The 19,264-nt window shown below is 45.6% G+C and carries 13 protein-coding genes and 1 pseudogene; all 14 read right to left on the bottom strand.

The annotated features are described in order from the left end of the window. Positions 1 to 11 precede the first annotated feature (11 nt). Complete coding sequence (locus AAFP11_RS13955) at positions 12 to 4,598, bottom strand: CHAT domain-containing protein (protein ID WP_341737607.1); 4,587 nt, start codon at positions 4,596 to 4,598, stop codon at positions 12 to 14. A 58-nt stretch (positions 4,599 to 4,656) separates the two neighbouring features. Further along, positions 4,657 to 5,418 carry a DUF1822 family protein gene (locus AAFP11_RS13950; protein WP_341737606.1) on the bottom strand — a complete coding sequence of 254 codons (762 nt, stop codon included), beginning with the start codon at positions 5,416 to 5,418 and terminating at the stop codon, positions 4,657 to 4,659. After that, positions 5,415 to 6,110 (bottom strand): hypothetical protein, encoded by a 696-nt coding sequence (locus AAFP11_RS13945; RefSeq protein ID WP_341737605.1) that lies wholly within the window; start codon positions 6,108 to 6,110, stop codon positions 5,415 to 5,417. Before AAFP11_RS13945 ends, AAFP11_RS13950 begins: the two co-directional genes overlap by 4 nt. A 66-nt stretch (positions 6,111 to 6,176) precedes the next feature. After that, a complete protein-coding gene (locus AAFP11_RS13940) occupies positions 6,177 to 6,440 on the bottom strand; it encodes an HNH endonuclease (RefSeq protein ID WP_341737604.1) in 264 nt (87 codons plus the stop codon). A gap of 151 nt (positions 6,441 to 6,591) precedes the next feature. Next, positions 6,592 to 7,764 (bottom strand): alpha/beta hydrolase, encoded by a 1,173-nt coding sequence (locus AAFP11_RS13935; protein ID WP_341737603.1) that lies wholly within the window; start codon positions 7,762 to 7,764, stop codon positions 6,592 to 6,594. A gap of 133 nt (positions 7,765 to 7,897) precedes the next feature. Then, positions 7,898 to 8,653: an HIRAN domain-containing protein gene (locus AAFP11_RS13930; protein ID WP_341737602.1), complete on the bottom strand. Its 756-nt coding sequence runs from the start codon at positions 8,651 to 8,653 to the stop codon at positions 7,898 to 7,900. After that, a complete protein-coding gene (locus AAFP11_RS13925) occupies positions 8,650 to 9,630 on the bottom strand; it encodes a hypothetical protein (protein WP_341737601.1) in 981 nt (326 codons plus the stop codon). The genes AAFP11_RS13930 and AAFP11_RS13925 overlap by 4 nt, the downstream gene beginning before the upstream one ends. 175 nt (positions 9,631 to 9,805) lie before the next feature. Further along, on the bottom strand, positions 9,806 to 10,747 hold the full coding sequence (locus AAFP11_RS13920) for a ParB/RepB/Spo0J family partition protein (protein WP_341737600.1): 942 nt from the start codon (positions 10,745 to 10,747) through the stop codon (positions 9,806 to 9,808). Beyond that, complete coding sequence (locus AAFP11_RS13915; RefSeq protein ID WP_341737599.1) at positions 10,744 to 11,499, bottom strand: ParA family protein; 756 nt, start codon at positions 11,497 to 11,499, stop codon at positions 10,744 to 10,746. The genes AAFP11_RS13920 and AAFP11_RS13915 overlap by 4 nt, the downstream gene beginning before the upstream one ends. A gap of 184 nt (positions 11,500 to 11,683) precedes the next feature. Then, positions 11,684 to 14,029, bottom strand: a complete 2,346-nt coding sequence (locus AAFP11_RS13910) for an ATP-binding protein (RefSeq protein WP_341737598.1) — start codon at positions 14,027 to 14,029, stop codon at positions 11,684 to 11,686. A 797-nt stretch (positions 14,030 to 14,826) separates the two neighbouring features. Next, the gene (locus AAFP11_RS13905) at positions 14,827 to 15,630 is read right to left on the bottom strand and encodes a hypothetical protein (protein ID WP_341737597.1); all 804 of its coding nucleotides are present in this window, start codon (positions 15,628 to 15,630) and stop codon (positions 14,827 to 14,829) included. Positions 15,631 to 15,862: 232 nt separating this feature from the next. After that, positions 15,863 to 17,881 (bottom strand): hypothetical protein, encoded by a 2,019-nt coding sequence (locus AAFP11_RS13900; protein WP_341737596.1) that lies wholly within the window; start codon positions 17,879 to 17,881, stop codon positions 15,863 to 15,865. Between the two features lie 169 nt (positions 17,882 to 18,050). Further along, complete coding sequence (locus tag AAFP11_RS13895) at positions 18,051 to 18,764, bottom strand: hypothetical protein (RefSeq protein WP_341737595.1); 714 nt, start codon at positions 18,762 to 18,764, stop codon at positions 18,051 to 18,053. A gap of 57 nt (positions 18,765 to 18,821) precedes the next feature. Then, positions 18,822 to 19,264, bottom strand: a pseudogene (locus AAFP11_RS13890) (hypothetical protein); the annotation flags it as partial.

Below are 19,264 nucleotides of genomic sequence, written 5' to 3'. Positions count from 1 at the left end.
CTGTTTTCTTGTCAACTCCTAATACTGTACCGACGCCCTAAAATTAATGTCGATTCAAAGGGATTGTCAAAGCGCGACTGGGCGTGGTGGCTAGAGTGGAGGATTTGGACGGTTTGCGCTAGTTCTCGATAGTTACTAACCGTGGCTTGATCGCGACCTTTTAAGCGTCGATTGTCTGGGATGCTATAAAGAACTGCGAGTTGCTCTCCTTCAAAGCTGGCGCAAGGCAAGTCGCCCGTCGCATCTTCAATTGTGCCCCATTTAAGGTTACTGCCCAAGGTCGGGCGCTGCTGGCAGAATTCTAGGACTTGACAACTCGGTGCGTAACGAATCAGAAATTTGTCTCCTAAATATCGGTTGTCTCCGATGGGTAGTGCAGCGAAGGGGATTTGGTGAAGGGCAAAATGAGGAACTATAATCAGTTCAGAAATTCCTTCTAAATGCCACAAAATCAGGTCATTCAAATTTAACTGTTTTGCGATTTCAGCTAGCATCCCAACTAACTCTTTTTTCCAAGAATCTTTATCCTTAACATATTGTCCTAACCAATTTTGGAAAATCCATTCGTGCAAAGCCTCAAATCCTAAATCAGCGCAACTTTGCAGGGTAATCTCGTTTTGCCGCACGACGAAGATCAAGGTGTCGCTAACAGTGGTGTAAAAGCTAATAATTGCTGTGGTGGGTTTGTCGATAAGCTGCTGGATGGATGGGAATTTGAGAGGATTGACTCGAATTTGACCGGCAAGCACTGGATCTAGGCGGCGGAGTTGTTCCCAAATTAGGAGTTTTTCAGCTTCAAGATCGGCTATTGTTTGATTGTAAGCTGCTAGGGCTGCGCGGCTGTTATCAAGTTTGCTGCTATCAAGTTTGCTGCTATCAAGTTTGCTGCTATCAAGTTTGCTGTTATCAACAAAGTCGTTGCTAGGTTGATTGCGCCCTCGTTCCCGATCTATTTGCTGCTGTAGCCGTTCAAAATCCTGTAAATACTGTTGAATTTCAGCAGGAATTTCTGCACTTGAATAGAGGTCATTGCTTGCCATTAAGTCTACAAGGCGTTTAGAGCGCGATCTCTCTACATATTCAAGAGCTTTATCTAACTGTTTGTTATTGATGCAAGCTTGCACGATGTTTGCGTAAATGTCGATCGCCTCTTCCAAAATTTCTTGGCGGCGAAATTCAGAAGTTGCCCAAGTACGGCTAATTTCAACGGCTTCAATCGCGTTACTGTATCCCTCAATGGCTAATTTCCAATCTTTCATTCCAAATGCTATTTTTCCAAGAATTTCTCCAGCGTTCAAGCATTCAAATGGAAAAGCTGTTGGCGTGCAAACTGTTAAAGCAGATTGATAACAAGCTATCGCTTTTTCGCGTGATTCAACCATCAAGTAACATTTACCCAGATTCATTTGAGCCATAGCCCACTCTCTAGGAAAATCATCGGGGTTAAAGATTTGTAAAGCAGCTTGATGGGCGGCAATAGCCATTTCTAAATTCTCATTTCGATCGCCCTCAAGTCGATGCACGTAAGCGTTGCCCAGATTCGTCTGCACTCCTGCCCAACCTGAAGGAAAAGCGTCTTGAGTATAAACTTGCAATGCTGCTTTGTTAGCTGCGATCGCCTTTTCAATATTTTCTACCGGATCGCCATGAAGTCGGTAGCGGTAAGCAGAGGCAAGATTCATTTGAGTTTGCGCCCAAAGTTCCGGGGAATCTTCGCGGGTGCGGAATAACAGGGCATTTTCATAACAGGCGATCGCTTGTTCCAAGTTTTCCGCCTTGTCGCCGCAAATGCGATCGCGGTAAATAATACCCAAATTGTTTTGGACTTGAGCCCATGATTTCGGATTTGTTTCGCGGGTGTCAACTTCCATTGCTGCAAAACAAGCGGTTCTTGCCAATTCTGCATTCTCTAATTGATCTCCGCGAATTCGGTTGCCATAAGCAAGAGCTAATATATTTTGAATTGCTGCCCACATTTCTGGAAAGGATTCGCGGGTATATACTTGTAGAGCATTTTGACAGCAGGCGATCGATCTTTCTTGATTCTCGGCCCAATCTCCTTTAAAGCGGCGGTGATAAGCATTGCCAAAAAACATCTGACAATCTGCCCACATTTCTGGAGTAGATTCGCGGGTTAAGACAGTAGCAGCAATTTCATAACCTGCAATCGCAATCTCTAAATTGTTAGCTTGATTTCCTTTTTTAAATTCATGGATGCACAGGCTTAAACCTATAATGCCAGCAGCGATTTCTTTTTTCCCTTCTGGTGGCACTTCAGATAGCATAGCAGACGACTTATCTCGCAACACCTTAATAAAGTATTCATCAAGTCGATCTTGGTTAGCTTCAAGCACAAGGTTAACTTCTGGCAGTCCCCTGAAAAAATGCTTGCCGAATCGTTCTGCATTTGTTTCCACCAATCTGTCAACGATGTCGAGTCTATCTGGGTTTGTTTCCACCAATCTGTCAACGGTGTCGAGTCTATCTGGGTTTGTTTCCACCAATCTGTCAACGGTGTCGAGTCTATCTGGGTTTGTTTCCACCAATCTGTCAGCGGTGTCGAGTCTATTTGAGTTTGTTTCCACCAATCTGTCAGCGGTGTCGAATCTATTTGAGTTTGTTTCCACCAATCGATCGACAGTTGGGAAATTTCTTTGACTTTCGTCAAGAGCTTTGAATAATTGAAACAATAAACGATCGCGAGTTTCCTTTTGGATCGCATCCCACTGTTCTGGAAATTTTTCTTGGGTAAAAACAGCAGCCGCAACTTCGTAGCCTGCCTTAGAAATTTTCCAGTTGTTCTCTTCATCACCTTTATCAAAATGTTGAATCAGTCTGCAAAAACTGAGAATTGCCGCTGCTATATTGATTTCTTCGGCTGGTCCCAATGCAGGAAAAAATAATTTTATAGTGTTTAATCTTTCTACTAAACTATCGTTGAGTTGCTCTAGGTTATCTTCTAGAAGTTGGTAGAAAGCTTGCGGATTATTTTCGTTTTCTACAACTGTTTTTAAAGCTAGATCGAAAAACTGCCCCAATGAAGTTATTTGCTGGAGTTGAACATTTTGTAAGAGGTCTAAAATAAAAGGAGAGTCTGAGCGTTCGGCATATTCTCTGGCTTTTTCGCGCTCTCCACAAGCGAGGCAAAGCGTTACTATTTGTATGTAAGCAGAAATATTTGCAGGAACTTCTAGATGTAAAGATTCATAATTTCCCCAACGGCTGAGTATCTCTACAGCTTCAATAACCTTTGCAAAACATTGAAAAGCTTCCGCCTTTTGGCCAGCAGCCAATGTTAGCTTGCCCAACTCAAGTCCGGTTCCGATGCACTCTCTAGGGAATGAAGCAGGTGTAAAGACTGTTAATGCCGCTTCAAAACACGTTAAAGCGTCAGCAATTTGTCCCAATTTGCGGTAAGCTTTTCCCAAATCAGACTGGGTATTAGCCCATCTTTCTGGATAGGTTTCGGGAGTATAAATTTGTAAGGCTGCTTGATAAGCCGCGATCGCCCTTTCCAGATTCTGCGTTTTATCTCCTAAAATCCTTTCGCTATAAGCAGTGCCGAGGTGCCATTGACTGCTAGCCCAATCGGCATCTGTGCGAAGTTTTAAGGCAACTTGATAACAGGCGATCGCTTTCTCGAAATTTTGCGCTCGCTCTCCTTCAACTCGGCGAGTGTAAACAACTGCGAGGTTATTTTGCAGTCTTCCCCAAAGTTCAGGATCTTGATCGCGGTTAACAACTTGCAAGGCTCCTTCAAAACAGGCGATCGCCTTTTCTAAATTCTCAGATTCATCTCCGACGATTCTGTCACTGTAAACAAGACCGAGATTATTTTGCACCATCGCCCACTCTTGGGGAGAAGTATCGCGAGTGAAAATTTGCAAAGCATTGGTGCAAGCGGTTAGGGCTTTTTCAAGGTTTTCGGAGCGATCGCCTCTGGGACGATGGCGGTATGCTGGGGCTAAATCAGTTTGGATTTGCACCCACACTTGTGGGTCAGCCTCATAAGTTAAAATTTTGGCAGATCCTTCCAAACCTGCGATCGCAATTTCCAGGTTAATTGCCCTATTGCCCAGTGGAAACAGCCAGAGCATTTTGCAGAAAGATATCAGAAAAAGTGCGATCGCTTTTTTGAGTTTTGGCTCGGACTTCAGGAGCGTACTGTCTATCCACAGACAGAATTGCCACAAAAAATATTCATTCAGTTTGTCTGAGTTAATTGCTAGTATCTGGTAAGCAGTTTGCTGGTTATTTATGTTACGCAGAATTGTCCGCAATACTTCCCACAAAAAAGCCGGAGCTTTAACAAAATTACCTGTTACTGGTGAGCCATCTGCTCCTATGTAAGACCTGTATAAAAAATCAGCCAAATCGATTAACAAATTAGCACCAGAAAACTCCCCCTGTGCTACCAGTATTGTCACTACCATTTCCATCATTTCCACCAAGCCAACATCCACCAAGTCCGGGTGCTTCCTTAAAATCTTCAGTTCCTTACCGCGAGGACATTGGAGGATCTTTTGAATTAGTTTGAAATAAGCTGTCTGGCGTTTTGTCGTTTGGGGAGTTTTTTTCGGGCCGAATCCTTTTGCCATATTCTTTACAGGTTACGAAGGGGAGACTACATATACACATCAGCCATCCGTTCCAAAATTACGCAGCATCCCTCCATATTTCTGCTAACTTTTCCAGCAGTGCTTCGGCTAAATCTTGTAAATCAGTGTCGGCGCTATCTACACTTTCACGAGTAAACTCCCCTCCTGCGGCACTCCCAGCTAACATCTCTCCCCCTGCGTACCGCCACTCGTACTCCTCACAAGTTCGATAAATCCGCTCCAATTGGGCAACAATATTGCTCTGCGATCGAGTTTCTACCCGAGCTCGCACTTGTACGGCCACCGGATCGTCTGTCTCTAAGAAGGCGATCGCTTCTTCTAAACGACTAATCTGTTCAATTAAAGTGTCGATCGGCATCAGTTCTGCTACTGCTATTTGTTGCCGTGGATTTGAGCTATCTAAGCTGGGAACAAATCCCAATAGTTGCACGGAGTCAAGGCGATCGCTAAACTGTACTCCCACATATCCAATCCGATTTTCTATTACTTCGTCGGGCAGAAAAATGGCTGTTTCTCCGGGTAAAACTGGGCGGCATTCTAAGGAGCCAATGCCAGTAATTACCAAGTCAGCGACATTAGCTAGCGCCGTTTTTGCTGGATTGAAGCTATCGGAAGAATTAAAATCAGTTTCGATTTGCAGCCATTTTAAATAACTGTGAACTGCGTAAACTGCCAGTGCATTCAAGTAAACTCGTTTTCCTTTTTGGACTGTACTTTGAGCCGCTGCCAAATGTCGCGCCATTTCATGAGCTTTTAACTCTATTGGTACTGTTAACAGAGGTAGTTCTGCGATGTTCATGGTTGTGGTTCCTGTTTATATCCTAGAGTGCGGGCTATTTCTTGCAACGATGGTTCGCATTTTCTCTTCCAGTGAGAATTCAGAGTTGTGTACTTAACGTTTAACTCTTCTGCTAAGTCTTGAAACTTGTCAGGAGGGTCTTTTAACACTCTTCTTTTGCTGAGAAATTGGCAGTTGCACTCCGGGTAAGAGCGAGGGTAGCTATTTTTTAGCTTGCCTTCTGGATCTTGCTCTATGTAAAGTTCTAGTTGGAGACCAATTCGCTGAGTGGTTTCTTTCTGAGCAATTTCGATCATGCCATCCAAACCGCTGAGCGTAGGATCGGGGAGTAGTTCGAGCCGAGTTGTTTCTCCAGCATCCACCGCGATCGGAGCATCTAAACTAATTGGAGCATCTTTGTCAGGAGAGTACAAATCTTTAATTCGCCAACCCAGGTAGCCGTTGATCCAGTTGACAAAACTTTTTGAAACAGAAGGTGATCGCGGCTCAAAATTAGCAATCTCGCGACTAACCCATTGAAAAGTACGATTGAGGGCTTCAGGATAATCTTGATGGTCTGATTTTTTGACTCCTGGTAGTTGCTGAATTTGCAATAACAGCTTGTTCATGGCTGTTCGCCATTTTCTACTTTTAGCTGGGTTGTGGCGCACCTCTGCAATTAGAGCGCTTAACCGTCCATCTAGGTCATCCATGCGACTTTTTTGAGGAGCAAGTTAGTTTGTTTATTAGCTATGAAAATTCGCGATCGTGCGAAAATCCTAAGCTATTTTCTCATGTGGTTGAGTTCTTTGTGTGCGTAAATTCTTGCCGGGAGGAGGCAAGAGGCTATTTCCACGCGAATTATTGCAACTGAAGCAAGCTAAACGCAGGTTGGAAAGCGCATTAGATCCGCCCCGGCTTTTAGGGAGTAAATGTTCGATGGTTCTTTCAGATTTCTGCATCGACTTGTTGCACCAGTGGCAGTGATTTCCGTACAGTTCCAGAAGTTGGCGTCTCTTGCTGCGTCTTGAAGCTGGGGACATAAAGCTTTGGGAGCCTCACGGCTGTTACGTGTTCATTTACGTATCAGCTCCCTGCTAAAAATTTACGCAGCCATAATTTAAAGTCTACTGGTGCCTTTCATCCCTGGACTTTAGTCTCAGGGTTTTCAGGCTAGTTTTTGATGATTTTTCTTTATTTTGGTTGGTAATCAGAAGACTTCAGTGCCCAAGCCAAAAAGCGTTCTGTGTAATACAAAGCCAGTTGATTGCTTACACCATTAAAAACCGCATCAAAAGCGTGTTCAGCCCAAGGAATTTCGAGCATTACCGCACGGTTTCCAGTGGCTCGTAATTGTTCATAGAGAGAGCGTCCAAACTTGGCCTCAACTATATGGTCGCGACCTGCATAAACCAGCAGAGAAGGGGGAAGGTTGGGTTTAACATAATTGATGGGAGAAGCTTGACGGTAAAGCTCTCCTAATTGGTCGGGGGTTCCTCCCAGAAAGTCACGCAGAATGGCTCGGACGTTTAGGGGGTCGGGAAAAGGTGGATCGTAATATCCCCGAAGCAGGTTATTTGGCCCGTAGTAATTCACTACTGCCCGAACTGGAACTGTAGTTGAACGATAAGCATAAAGTGATGCTAAATGGGCACCGGCTGACCTTCCCATCAGAGCAATTCTGTTAATATCAATGAACCACTCATCGGCATGGGTTTTGATATACGATAGAGCGGTTTCTACGTCCTCCAACTGAGCTGGAAACCGATACTGGGGAGCATGGCGGTAATCAATTGCTACTACGCAATAGCCCCTCGCTGCCATGTAGCGGCTAAATTCCTCATTGCTATTTGGAGTGCCTCTTTGCCAAGCTCCTCCGTAGAGGATGACGATCGCCGGATATCTACCAATTTGCATCGGCCGGTAAACGTTGAGTTGCAGTTTCACTCCATCCGGGTTGGCAAATACAACGCCTTCATTCGTGCGAACTTCCCGCAGGGGAATTCCCCGGAAGGCATCTGCTAGGATAAACGGTTGTTGTCGTCGCCCGGCCTGTTCAACTTGAGGAACCGCTGCTAAATAGTTTGTCCCTAAAACTGCTTGAACTTCGGCCGCCATCCGTGCATTGGCTGCTGGGAACTGTAGCAGGGGGATTAGGCTGAGGATCAGGGCAAGCAGGCTACAAACCAGAGATGTGTTGTAGAGCCAGCCTTGTTGTCGTCTGAAGATGGTTAGCAAAAGGGCGATCGCATTAATACCCACAAGCCAAGGGCTAATTTCTGGGGCTCCCACTGCCAAAGGAAACAGGGACAGTGTGGGCGCTGGTACGATGACCCAGAGGCTGAGAAATAATCCAACTGCACTCATAAAAGAAGGGAACAGCGAGACTAGAAACGATACCAATGAGACTAGCTTTTTGCCGTTATTTTTAGGTCGCACAGATTTTTTCCCAAAGCCAGATTTTTAATTATTACGCCGTAAGTCCCCACTAGAGTACACTTTAAACCCAAGAGCTGCTGAGGGGCTGATATTCATAACTTGAAAAGGGGCGAAAGTCATTATAGCATTGAGCAGTTATATTACACAGCAGGCGAAACTGGAGTGGTGTCGGCGGTAGATTGACTTGCTCTACGCGCACCTCTACTAAACTGGGATTCCTCAATAGAACTTCAAAAATCTCACTATTCAAATATCGCGGACAATACCCAACAATGTGGTGGTCTTCTGTATTTAAAGTCAATGCTTTAGAATCATAATGATTTTGAAATTCGTGAGCTAACCACAAATTTTCTCCAGGTTCTAAACAGTTAATTCGCTCAATCGCACATTGTGGTAAGTAGCGCAGTCCGTGCAAGAAAAAGTGAAGGCGATACCGCCCTTCTGAATCTGGCTCAGGAATAGGAAAAACACTGAGCGTGTCTGTTTCTCGCCGCCCACCGCTGCGGGCTAGCATGGCAATTGGATCGCTTTCATTTTGAGTCAGATTTAGCCAGTGAATAAAACTTGGGTAATCGGGGCGATTTTTCGGCATCAGCCGATTAGCAAATACGGGAAATAAGTAGGTTGATGTATATACTTCACCTAAGCGCGGAAACGAGGGCAAGGGTTCAAAACCGCACTTCTGTTGAGCTTCTAAAACGCCTTGCGTGTAGGTAAATTGGTAGTTGGTTCCGTCAAATGTTAGCCTGCCAATGGGAAACCAGGAACGGCTGTTTGGATCTTGCCAAGCCAAAAAAAGCGTTGAGTGTGTTTTCACGGTAGCGTTTTCCTCAAGTTAAGCAGTCTGTGTTGATTGAATTCAAGAATTTTTTGGGCAAACTCGGCTGCAATCGGTGAGATACGAGTGTTAGGAATTCGATTAAAAATATCTAGTAGATTCGCCTTTGAAATACTTTCAAGTCGCTCAATCCATATATGCGCTGCATTCGGATAACAACGTGCAGCGCAGTCAAATACATCAAGAGTTTTGAGGGGCTTTTTGTCATCAACGTTGCCATAAAACGCTGAGAAACATTTGTTAGCATAAGCGTCTACTGAGCGTTTGTGCCTTTGTTCATCTGAGAGGTCGCGCCCCAGACTGGAAGCATGATCGTAACTTGGTGCTAGGTGTGCTGTTTTGGATGTAGGGGACGCTAGATTTACTGTTTCAGATGCAGTGGGTGCTAGATTTACTGTTTCGGATGTAGTAGGCACTGCCTTATTTCGGACGACACCCCAGTTTTCGTGGTGGCGATCGCCATTGCCTATCCACGCATCTAACAGGAGATAGCCGACAAAGACTTCTACAGCTTTTTGGATGCCACTGGGTACTGTGCAACCAATAGGTAAATTCACAGATTCATCAGAGATAATTCTCAACACTAGATCAATTGTATGTTGTGACAGGTTGTAGGTTGCAAAGGTGGGGTAATTTGGCACGATGGGAGTAAGAAGTTCGTTACCATGAACGAGGGTGCCACCGTTAGGCAAAAAGTAAGAAGAGACTACACCGAGATTCCCCTCACTCGTGGCGGCCAGTTCATAATTAGCATGAGGAATTCCCAGTAATTCGCACAATTCGGAGGCCACTTTTTCTGCCCAATCTTCGCCTAAATCAAGTCTTGCTTGTTTGTACAGACAGCGGCCGAGTTCTGGGTGTTCAAACCAAAACTTATACTTGCTCCCCATTGCTTCCTGATTAGAGAGTTCGTAAGCTTGAGGGGTGACAATAATGATGGGGAATTCATCGGACATAAATTGGAGAACCTATTTCTTTCGCCGTACTCGCAGTTGACAAATATAGCAACCGCTTTCGTCGGTTAGAACACAAAGTCCGGTAGGGTTCATGAATGACCCCTACCTTGTGCTAACCCGACGCTCATCTTTCAGATAGAGCGCGGGACTTCCCGCGAGTTAGTTAAAATCAGCTTCAATTTTCCAATCCCTCACCCACCAATGCTTCCAGTTCAGCTAACAGCTTCTCTAGTTTCTTTTGCTTTTTGGGATCATCCCAAACCTTAGACTTTTTAACTCGCTGCAAAGCTGCATCTACGCGACTTTTAAGCGATCGATCCGGTGCAGTCGCCTCCCCCGTATTTTTCGCTTTTAAATCGGCAATGCGCTGTTTGATTTGAGTCAGAGAGAGGTCGAGAGCGATCGCCTCCTCTAGTAATTGCGAGCGATCGTCGAGATCCTTAACTCGGGCGATCGCTCTGGCTTTGGTATACTCAATTCGTCCTTTCCGCAGCGCTCCAATCACATCATCTGGCAGGTTCAGCAAGGGGAGGCGATTGGTTCGGAAGCTCTCTGGAGTGTACTTCCCAACGAGTGCAAATATATCGATTACTATTTGCCAGTCCGAGCTGTGGATAACGTTATCCACACCCGTGCGTTCCGGGTGCGCGGCCGCTCCTAGCAAAGCAATAACTGACGAGGAGGTAGAGTTCAATTTCATTGCCAGCAATTGCAGAATTCCCTCAGTTTCCTCAATCGCATTCAAATCTTCCCGCTGCAAGTTCTCCAGCAGTGCAATTTGCAGAGCCTCTGTGTCTGTCAGTTCCCGAATTACGACAGGAACTTCAGTCAAGCCTAACGACGACGCGGCTCGATAGCGCCGTTCTCCCGCTACCAATTCGTACTTGTTGCCATCTATGGGGCGTACCAGGAGCGGTTGCAGAATTCCTAGCTGCTTGACTGACTCCACCAGTTCTTGCATAGCTGTCGGCTCGAAATAGCGGCGTGGCTGCTGCTGGGGCAAGACAATTTTGTGTATTGAGACAAGTTCGGATGCGGCATCTGCACTGTTGCTGGTTCCTAATAGAGCCTCAACCCCTTTGATTTGATAAGGCTGATTGTCGCGCTTTTGATTCATGCCAGAGCTAAGAGTCCTTGTGCAATAGTATCGAGTACGGCGACGGCTGGATGTTTTGGATTGTACACGGCCAGAGGTACGTGTTGCTGTGACGCATCGGCAAAAGCCACAGTCCGAGGCACAGGGGGGTAAATCGCACCAATCTTCTCCAGAGAAGTAGTAATTGACTGCAAACTTTGAAAGGCCTGTACAGTACGGGTATCGTACAGCGTCGGAATCACTCCAGCAATCTGCAATTTCCGATTAGCGCGTTTCCTGACGCGAGCAATGGTTTGCAACAGCAATTCGGTTCCTTTGAGAGCTTTATATTCAGTCTGAATTGGAATTAAGACATGAGTGGAGGCAACTAGGCTGATATAGGATAGGATGCCGAGCGAGGGAGGGCAGTCTATCAATATGAAGTCATAGTTCGAGCTCAGGGGGTCAATGACTTCTTTTAGCCGACTATCTCTCATATCAGCCACCACCAGTTCCAACTCTGCTCCGCTCAAATTAATATTGGAAGGAAGCAAGTCCATGTTGTGAAGGTTTTTGCAGAGCACCGCTTCAGAACCGTTCATAATAGACTCGTAGACAGTCTCCTGTAACTCAGATGGCTCCAAGCCCATGAAGGTGGTAAGTGAGGCTTGGGGGTCCATATCTACTAACAAGACTTTTTGCGAACGCTTGGCTAAATGGTAGCCTAAATTCATTGTCAAACTGGTTTTGGAGACACCGCCTGACTGGTTGAACAGCGCAATAATTTTGCTCATCTATTTTTAAGCACGCTCTGAAACGTGTTGATTAAACAATATTAGTGGACTGCGGCTTATTGTAGACTAATCCTGGAAAGAACTTTGAGAACCGCGTCTGATAACTAACTGCGATCGCAGTTAGCACTGAGCAGAGATGTTCAGCGCAGTCCCTACCCATAACTTGGATTTTGGTGGGGTTCATTCAAAGGTAGTGTTGAGTCAAATCGCTGATAATATCTAAGCTCATATTGTCAACTAATTTAGTCAGAGCCGCCGCAATTTGCTTCTGCGACAGCTCCATTCGCTCAATCAACAGCCTTACCGCTTGCTCGTCTCCACAAGCGGCTGCTTTATAAAGCTTCTCAATCGACTCCCTCGGCAATACAGACAGCGACTCAGGAGTCAGTTGCATAACAGGCTCATCCTGTTCAGACTTCCTTGGCGACTCCTCTTCATAGATATAGCGAACTCCCAAATGAAGCGCCATCTTCTCAAAAATTACTGTTTCTCGGAACGGTTTGGCAACAAAATCATCAAAGCCATTCGACAAGGCAAGTTCCTGGGTTTTAACAAAAGCATTAGCGCTCAAAGCAATAATTTTAGTGTTAGAACCGTCAGGCAAAGCTCTAATTTTTTGAGCAGCTTGAAAACCGTCTAAAACAGGCATCCTCAAATCCATCCAAATTAAATCCGGCTTGTACTTTCGCCACAATTTAACAGCCTCAATTCCGTTATCCGCGAACCACACAAGAAAGCCAGCCGACTTCAATATCTGAGTTAGCAGCAACCGATTTGCCGACTCATCGTCCGCTACCAAAATGCGATATATTTGTTGGTTCGATGCCAACCCCTTCACTCGTTTTTGCGGCTGTCTGTCATAAATTTCGCTCTCAGTAGCATGACTGACTTTAATGTAAAAACTAAAAACCGTTCCTTTCCCCACAGAACTTTTGACCTTAATCTCGCCACCCATCAGCTTCACAAAAGAGTTACTGATTGGCAATCCCAAGCCCGTTCCCGTTTGCGATTTCCTGCCAGCTTCAGTTTGCACGAACGGCTTAAACAAACGGCTAACCTCATCAGGCGCAATGCCTGGGCCTGTATCCTTCACAGAGAATTGGAGAAAGAATTTGGGTAAAGGTTTTTTAGCCATAGACTGAAGGCATTTTACAGTCAGCTTCACCCTACCCGCCTCAGTAAATTTAACAGCATTGCCCAACAGATTAATCAAAACTTGGCGCAGCTTGCTTTCATCAGTTCGGACGTATTGCGGTACATCTGAACTGCGTTCAAAAACAAGTTGCAATCCCGACGATTGAGTTTTGAGTTGGAACATCCCTTCTATGTCCGAGAGCAAACTGTACAGGTCAAAAGCATTTGATTCGAGGGTAATTTGACCAGCTTCAATCTTAGACAGCGACAAAATATCGTTGATTAGTTTCAACAAATGCTCGCCACTGCGATTGATAATATCTAAACTCGACTGCTGTTCCGGTGCAGTTTTTTTAGAGTGCACAAGGAGGTGAGCAAAGCCGATAATCGCATTCAGAGGCGTTCTCAGTTCGTGGCTCATATTAGCCAGAAAGGTACTTTTAGCGCGATTGGCACTTTCGGCGGCAATTTTAGCTTGTTTTAGTTCCTTTGTTTTCTGTGCAACTTGCCGTTTTAAATCGCCAGAATATTCTTCTAGCCGCTGGCGAGATGCTTTTAACTGGGAATTCATGCGCTTGAAAGCACAGGCTAGGGCTTCGAGTTCGGCAACGCCGCTACCTGAAACTGTTGAGTCGAAGTCGCCGCCAGCTATCGCCTCTGTTGCCGAAATTAACCGCAGCAGCCGCTGTTCTATTCTTAGGGAAATGGACAGCAAAAGGCAGATAGAAAGAACCAAAGCCAGCAGCACGAGCAAAATAGTGTTGCGAGTATTGGCCTGAACTTTTTCCGTGAAGTCGGTTTCGGGTACAACTGCTACAATCAGCCAGTTTAAGCTTGAAGAGTTTTCAAAAGGTCTGACTTGCAGTAAGTATCTAGAGTTGCTGGCAGTAAAGTTAAGATTTTGGCTGCTGTTAATAGCAGCGAGGCTGCCATAATGTTTAAGCAAATACTCTGTTGAAAGCTGGATTACTTTTTGTTGTTGCAGAGCTCGGGCGCGAACTCGCTGCTGGGAGTCAACAGAAATAGACGGTTTTGGTTCAGTTACCTCGTTCCAAGCAACTAAATGCCCCGAACGGTCTAAGATAAAGGCTTGACAGTTAGGGCTGATGTGGAAATCGTGCAAGTTGAATGTTGAGGTTGGGGTGGGAAAAGCAGGATTTGTTTTTTGTTGACGGAATATTGTTTTTGGAGAGTCTGACCCATTTCTTTTCCCATTTGGTTTGATTGTGACTCCGGCTGTTTGACTTGGGGGAAGTTGGTTTACCGAACCAGTTTGCATTTTTTTATAAGTCCCTTCTCCTTTCCCAACCCCAACCCCTTCTTTTAAGTAGTTGTCAAGGCGGTCAGAGATGCGGCTCGTTGCTTCTGCCAATAGCTGTGCAACTAAGTCATTCATTGTCTGCCGCCCTGTTTGAAAAGAAAGCCATCCGGTCAGACATAGTAAAGTCGAAATCAGGAGAGCGTTGGGAACTGTAAGCACAACGCGCAGCGGGAGGGCAGACTTTTTTTGAACTGAGCTTTTTGGGCTGAACATTGGTTGAAAAAAGGAGTGGGGAATGAGGAAAAAAACGTTCTTCCGAGAAAGTATTACTGCCGAATTGTTCCACAAACAAATATTTAAAATGTCAATTCACAACTCATAATCAAAGCTTCGCGTTGAGCAGGAAGTAGAAGAATTCTGCTATTTTCCCTTACCATCCCCGCTCGCTTTTGTTATGCTTTTTGACTAATCGCTATTTATAGCGCAGCTTCAAACCAACCTGAATCAGTCAAAAGCTATAAGTTCTCAGAGCGAGCGGTTAGCGACACAGGCTCCCGCCTGACTCAGCGCGGGCAGTATGGAGGAGATGATTTGCATCTCAACTTTTCGATAATCGGATGGGTAATAGGAAGTTATGAGATTGCCGAGAGCCTCCCCCCAAGCGCTCTTCGGTTATGAGTTATGAGTTGGACTTGCATAGCCAAAAAGTTTACTAAACTTAGTCATACTTAACTTGACTGGTTAACATTCTGGGCGGTACGATCAAATCATTGCCGAAAAAAAGGCTTAATTATCTGGGAAAGTAAACCACAGCGCATCTCAAAACTGACCAGCCTGTTACAAGGTCGAACAAATTCTCTCCCATTCCCCATTCCCCATTCCCCATTCCCGTTACCTATTCCCGTTACCTATTCCCGCAGCTCCGGCTCCAATCAAAAAGCAGAGCGACTATTAAGAAGCCGAGTAGTTCGGGCTGTTGGCGGTTGTGGCTGTTGAAATCTTGTTCCAGGGTAGTTGAATTCTTCTCGTGCAATGCGGCTCAGCTCGACAATCACAGACAAGTCTACTCCGGCTCGTGCAGCAGCATCGGCCGCCGATAGATTCTGATTTCTTACCAGAGCTAAAAATTGTCGCACGCTGTAGACTACTGGGTCGTTGGCTGCTGTGTAGCCTCTTTGAATGGCAATTAGCAATCCTTTTTCAACATCTGATGCTGCGGGGGCGCGACCTCTATCAACGTTCACAGTCGGCTCCATTCTCGGAGTTAGGGGAGCAATGCGAATTCCTAAGTGTTCTGGTTCTTTGTTGGTAGGAACGATGTTGAAGTTGTAAAGTCGCTGTTTCCCTTTTGAATCTACAGTTTTGATTGAGATATTGGTGATGGTAGCTGTGGTAGCTCCCGGAAAATTGAGCGCTTGAATGGGACGCAAGAAAACAGTTTTGGCTTTGCCGCTTGCCAATTGTGCGTCGGTGCTGAAAACTATTTTTGAGGGGTCGGCAATTAAAACGTAGGCGAGAGCTTCGTCGGTTGAGCTGAAGTCGATCGCACTTGCGCGACCGGGATAGACTAAAATATCGATCGCACTATTGACGGCAATATCTCGACCCACAGTTTGATAGCCTGTTACTCTTGATTGAGCAAAAGCACAGTCGGGGTAGCTTGCAGCGGCGAACACTGCTGCAAGGATTGACAAACTGAGAGTTTTAATTCTTGGGAAAAGCATTGTAGCATTCATAATTGTTATCGGCAGATATTGAGAAAGCTATTCAATTTTGGTTGCACCGGAATGATGGGAATGGGGAATGGGGAATGGGGAGTTGGGAATGATGGAGAATCATTGACCTCAACTTTAGAATTCCGATGGTAACGGATTTGATATCAAGCATTGATTACACTCCTGAGCGGGCTGAGTAAAACCACCCACTCCCCACTCCCCACTCCCCACTCCCCCGCTCACGACGGCTCCGTTATCGGTAAATGTTGAGAAAGCTGTTAACAGTAATAGAAACGGGAGTTCCTTTATTAACCACAGCTACATTAGGGCGGTTTAAAAGTTCTTCAGTTGCTCTATCTGAGCGGCTTTCCATCCGTTTTGCCAGGGGGCTGAAGAAGCCATCGAGGACGGCTGACCAAATTTGGGGGTCTCGACTTTCAACGGTGGTTGTACTGCCCCCAAACCTACCGCTAATACTGCTAGAGCTCCTGACTTTAGGCTCTGCGAACACTTGACCGACTCGTCCAACTCCCGACAGCACTGCGGTGAGGATATCCTGTCCGGCAATATCGGAACCTGGGTCGAAGTAGCCTGAAGCAATCAACGGCCCTCCGCCCTCTCCTGCAATCAAAATTGCGCCTTCTGGAATGGGCTGCTGTTTAATCTGACCGTTTCTATCAGAGTAGACGAGCGCCACAGCAGTAGCTTGTACCATGCGATTGGTTTTGCTGACGGTGCTGGCTTTGGCAATGACAACCGTGCCCGGAGGAAAAGCAATAGAGCCGTCAGTTGCCGTGAAGTCGGCTGTGAGAGTGACGGCAAATTTGTCGTAAAGCTGTTTGCCTGAGCCTTCATCCCACAGCAGGGGAACCGAAACTATGCCGTTGGCTGTGGTTCCAAGGGGAACCTGAGCTGTTTGGGAGGTTGAGCCCGTTTGGGGCGTGCGGTTGAGAATGCCTTTTGCCCCTGGGGAGTTTACTTGTTCCAGAGTTGGGGAATTTGTTAAGGCATCCGCCTCTGGAGCAGTTTCTGGGGAAAGGGTTTGAAATTCTGTATCAGGCAAGGATGTTCGGCTCGCGCTCAGTCGAGCCGCAGTCTCGATTGGGCTATCGGTAGAATCGGAACTTGTTTGGGGTGAAAGGGCAGCCGGAGTTAATTGGTTAGTCGAGTTTTGGGAGTTATCAGTGGTTTCGAGGCTGTCCTCTCCTGCGGGAAACTCCGGGTGTAGCCTTTGCCCGGTGGCGTTATTTGGGCGGTTATATAATTCTTGTGGGATTTGTTCCAAAGAAACGTATGAGGGTTGCAACTTTTGGTTGCCGATATTGACTGTTAGGAATTCACTTGTTGGAGTTGGGTTCGTACTAGCGGCGGCGGTAGCACTTGTTGTCGCTGGAGTGCTTGGTGTTGCACTCACGGCATTCGCTATTCGGTTAGGGTCAAAATTTCCCCTAATTTGTCCGAGTTGGGCGAGTTGGTTCCACCGCTCAAACGGGTCGATTTTTTCTTCTCTTGGAGTTGGAATTAAAGGTGGGGGTATTAACGGTTTGAGTATGGGGCCCGGTGCAGGTGTTCTTGAGGGTACTCTTTGAGGTATGGGTGCGGGTAGTGTTACCGTCCGCACTACTGTTCTGGGTAGGGGTTCGCGTAGAGGAGTAGGTGGCGGTGCAGCGCTCCGGGTAGCGACTAGACGCGGAGTTCGAGGAGAAAGCGGGGCTCTTGACGGTTTGGGCGACGGTTCTGTTTTGGGTTTTGCGGTTTTTTGCGGTTTTTCGGCTAACAGTTTTTGTTGGTCTTGGTAAGCTAATTTAGCCAGCAACTCCGGTTTTTCATCTTTAATGGTGGGAGAAGAGCTTTCTTTTGGTGTTGATTGTGCGATAGGTTCGCGAGGTGATTTAGGCTTGATAAATTGCCAAATCAGCAGTCCTAGCAATAGTATTCCACCAGTCAACAGCAGCATTGTCACTGCTCTAGGAACGCCTCTTTCGGAAACAGGTGGCGGTAGTGGTCTTTCCTCATCTTGAGCGAGTTGATATTGAGTTTCAAGTGTTAGGGGTGCATTGGGGTCAAAGTTAGCAATGAAGTTTTCATCAATATCATCGTCAGAAGGGGAAGGGTTTGGAGAAGGGGAAATAGGGGAATTGATGTTATCGTCATCATTATTAGGGGTATATTCACTTGATGCAGTTGTATGATTCATATTGGCTGTAGTGCTACTATTATCAGGAGTGGTTTTAATTGGATTTTCGGTTAATCCATTTCTTTTGTTAGTCATGGCTTTAGAGTTGAATGTGTTGTGTTTAACTGTACATAAAAAAGCAAAGAGAGAAGACTTCAAGCAAAGGGATGAAACATACTAAATGTTTAAATTATTTAGTTGTTACGGTAGGTTTTTAAATTTACCCACTTGCCGGTTCGTCCCCTTTCCATGTCTCTTTCCTCTTCTATGGTTTGAATTCGACAATTCGGGAAATTTCTAATCCGGCTGCTCTCAAAGAGTGAATAGTCTTCTCTAATTCATTAGCGTTTTCTTTGAGAGGGGATTTGGGAATTTCTACGGCTTTGACGGTGAAGGTTCGATTAAACTGTTCTCGGCTTTCTCCAATACCTTGCTCTAGCACTACGCGAGTAGCAATTACATCTATTTCCCAAACTCCTCTTTTTATTTCTCTGGGTTCTCCTATGTGAGAGATATAGACTCCAGAGCGGGTTTTTCCTGAATAGATGGTGTTGGGAACGAGTGGGGCAAGTTCGACAAGGGAAGCTTTACCAAACTCTGATTCCATCATCAACGAACCCATCCAAGCAGTTGTAGGAACTTTGGCACTGCCTTTAACTTTAATGCCGGGGTCGGGGTCATTTGTGCCAGGAATTTTGCCTGACCAAGCCCAGGTTAAATTCACCCAACTTGACACGAAAGTTTGGATGGTTTTAGGCTCTCTGTAAAACTCATCTTGTTCTGCGATTCGGGCTGCGGTTCCGTCTTTGAGCTGAACAAATGTGACTTTTTTTTGAGATAAAGCTCTCAAACTAACTGTGTTAACTAAAACAGCAATTGTCAGGAGAAAAACAAAGCTGGTTAGCAGGATAAAACACAAGGCTAAGGTGTTTTTAGATTCAGGAAGCAATGGTTGAGATTGCTTGAATTTGACATTCATAAATTCTAATGTTGAGTAGTGGTAAATTTGAACAAATTTGGGTGGACGAATTCAGTCCTAAAGGAGTTTTCCGGCAACAAGACCAATCGCGTTACTGGCAATATCTGTAAGCTGTTTGGTGCTATTGGCGATCGCACTGTACAAAGCAGTCCCTCCACCCTTGGCAATTAACACGGCAAGAATGGGAGAAAACACAGCTAAAAAGAATAAAAAGGCGATATCTGTAACTAACTCTGCATCGGATTTGACAATCACTACAGCGACTAAGCCAACGACGATGTTGTAGCCCAATTGCACTCCAAATAAGGACATAAATCCTATTAGCCAAGCCCAGATTGGTTTTCCTTGCAGCGGCAGTAGCGACAAGCCCATTGCAATAGACATCTCCAATAATTCCAATCCCTTCCCCCGCTTGGTTTCGGGAGTTGAGCCCTTTAAGGGGCTCAACTCCCGAAACCAACGCTTTAATAAGGGTTTCAACGGTTGGTCAACAAGAACTA

It is taken from the genome of Microcoleus sp. CAWBG640, from assembly GCF_020883015.1.
Lineage (GTDB): Bacteria > Cyanobacteriota > Cyanobacteriia > Cyanobacteriales > Microcoleaceae > Microcoleus > Microcoleus anatoxicus.
The sequence above is the reverse complement of the archived record's forward strand: the minus strand, read 5'-3'. Positions and strand labels throughout refer to the sequence as shown.